A 2,500-nucleotide genomic window follows, 5' to 3' on the forward strand; every position below is an offset into this window, starting at 1 on the left:
AGTTTGGTTGCGGGGGCAGGATTTGAACCTGCGGCCTTCAGGTTATGAGCCTGACGAGCTACCGGGCTGCTCCACCCCGCGTTATTAAGTGCAGACCTCAATGGCCCGGGAGCGCAGTCAGGCGTAGCCTGATGAGGTGAGGCCGTTAAAAAATCGATTGAGTATCGATTTTAGGCCGAACGGGCTGCTCCGAGCCTGTCTCACTTATTTGTTGTAGTCGGTATTTTTGGCGATTATCGCATGTTTGGAGTGTTTTGTATGATTTGAGAAGATGTTTTGATTTGTGTGCTTGGCAGACCTGGCAGCGACCTACTCTCCCGCATCTTAAGATGAAGTACCATTGGCGCTGGAGCGTTTCACGGCCGAGTTCGGAATGGGATCGGGTGCAGCCGCTCCGCCATAACCACCAGGTCGGCGAAGAACACAAATTGAGAAGCTGGATTAGGGGAGTAGGGGAATAGGGCAGTAAGGGAGTATGTTAGCTCACTGTTTCATCTGCTCTTATTTTCTTTCTGCACTGATAAACAATAAGCACGCGACTGCGTGCCGCCGGTTTTCCGGCGCCCTGTCCGGAGCGAAGCGGCTTTAGCCGCGACAGCGTGAGGACAGAAGTTAAAGCTGGTATTCGTCAAGCGAAGCTTGATGGATACAGATAATGGGAGTGATCAAGTCGATCGAGCTATTAGTACCGGTAAGCTGCATGCGTTGCCGCACTTCCACACCCGGCCTATCAACGTGGTGGTCTTCCACGGCTCTGATAGGGAATACTCGTTTTTAGGTGGGTTTCCCGCTTAGATGCCTTCAGCGGTTATCCCGTCCGTATATAGCTACCCTGCTATGCCGTTGGCACGACAACAGGTCCACCAGAGATACGTCCATCCCGGTCCTCTCGTACTAGGGACAGATCCTATCAATATTCCTACACCCACGGCAGATAGGGACCGAACTGTCTCACGACGTTCTGAACCCAACTCACGTACCGCTTTAAATGGCGAACAGCCATACCCTTGGGACCTGCTCCAGCCCCAGGATGCGATGAGTCGACATCGAGGTGCCAAACAACCCCGTCGATATGGACTCTTGGGGGTCATCAGCCTGTTATCCCCGGCGTACCTTTTATCCGTTGAGCGATGGCCCTTCCACGCGGGACCACCGGATCACTATGACCGACTTTCGTCTCTGCTCGACTTGTCAGTCTTGCAGTCAGGCAGGCTTATGCCATTGCACTCGACGAACGATTTCCGACCGTTCTGAGCCTACCATCGCGCGCCTCCGTTACTCTTTAGGAGGCGACCGCCCCAGTCAAACTACCCACCATACACGGTCCTGGACCCGGATAACGGGCCGCAGTTAGACATCCATATAGGCAAGGGTGGTATTTCAAGGATGACTCCACAATGGCTGGCGCCACTGCTTCAAAGTCTACCACCTATCCTACACATGCCGACACGAATGCCAGTGTAAAGCTATAGTAAAGGTGCACGGGGTCTTTCCGTCTAACCGCAGGAACCCCGCATCTTCACGGGGAATTCAATTTCACTGAGTCTGCGTTGGAGACAGCGGGGAAGTCGTTACGCCATTCGTGCAGGTCGGAACTTACCCGACAAGGAATTTCGCTACCTTAGGACCGTTATAGTTACGGCCGCCGTTTACTGGGGCTTCAATTCAATGCTTGCACATCTCCTCTTAACCTTCCAGCACCGGGCAGGCGTCAGACCCTATACGTCGTCTTGCGACTTCGCAGAGCCCTGTGTTTTTGGTAAACAGTCGCTACCCCCTGGTCTGTGCCACCCCCACAAAGTTGCCTTCATGGAGGTCACGCTTCTTCCGAAGTTACGCGTGCATTTTGCCGAGTTCCTTCAACGCAGTTCTCTCAAGCGCCTTGGTATTCTCTACCAGTCCACCAGTGTCGGTTTAGGGTACGGTCTATATGCAGGAGCTATTTCCTGGAACCGCTTCGCTGCAAGATCAATCCAATAAGACCTTACAACACACGCGATCCGTCACTACCTGCAGGCCCACGAATATTAACGTGGTTCCCATCGACTACGCCTTTCGGCCTCGCCTTAGGGGCCGGCTAACCCTGCTCAGATTAACTTTAAGCAGGAACCCTTGGACTTTCGGCGAGGGAGTCTCTCACTCCCTTTATCGTTACTCATGTCAGCATTCTCACTTCCGATACCTCCAGGATGTCTCACGACTGTCCCTTCACAGGCTTACGGAACGCTCCGCTACCACGCACATACGTGCATCCACAGCTTCGGTGTATGGCTTTAGCCCCGGTACATTTTCGGCGCAAAGACCCTTATTTAGACCAGTGAGCTGTTACGCTTTCTTTAAATGATGGCTGCTTCTAAGCCAACATCCTGGTTGTTTTGGGATCCTCACATCCTTTCCCACTTAGCCATAACTTAGGGACCTTAGATGGTGGTCAGGGTTGTTGCCCTCTTCACGACGGACGTTAGCACCCGCCGTGTGTCTGCCCAGTAGTACTCCCCGG

At 53.2% G+C, this 2,500-nt stretch carries 1 tRNA gene and 2 rRNA genes (1 of these 3 cut by a window edge); all 3 read right to left on the reverse strand.

What is annotated here, in order from left to right:
• Positions 1–4: 4 nt before the first annotated feature.
• Positions 5–81: transfer RNA gene (locus HWD97_RS23895), tRNA-Met, on the reverse strand.
• A 215-nt stretch (positions 82–296) separates the two neighbouring features.
• Positions 297–411 (reverse strand): 5S ribosomal RNA (gene rrf / locus HWD97_RS23900).
• A 250-nt stretch (positions 412–661) separates the two neighbouring features.
• A 23S ribosomal RNA gene (locus tag HWD97_RS23905) occupies positions 662–2,500 on the reverse strand; it runs 974 nt beyond the window's last position.

The organism is Ochrobactrum sp. C6C9, assembly GCF_022627935.1.
In the GTDB taxonomy this organism is placed as follows: domain Bacteria; phylum Pseudomonadota; class Alphaproteobacteria; order Rhizobiales; family Rhizobiaceae; genus Brucella; species Brucella teleogrylli.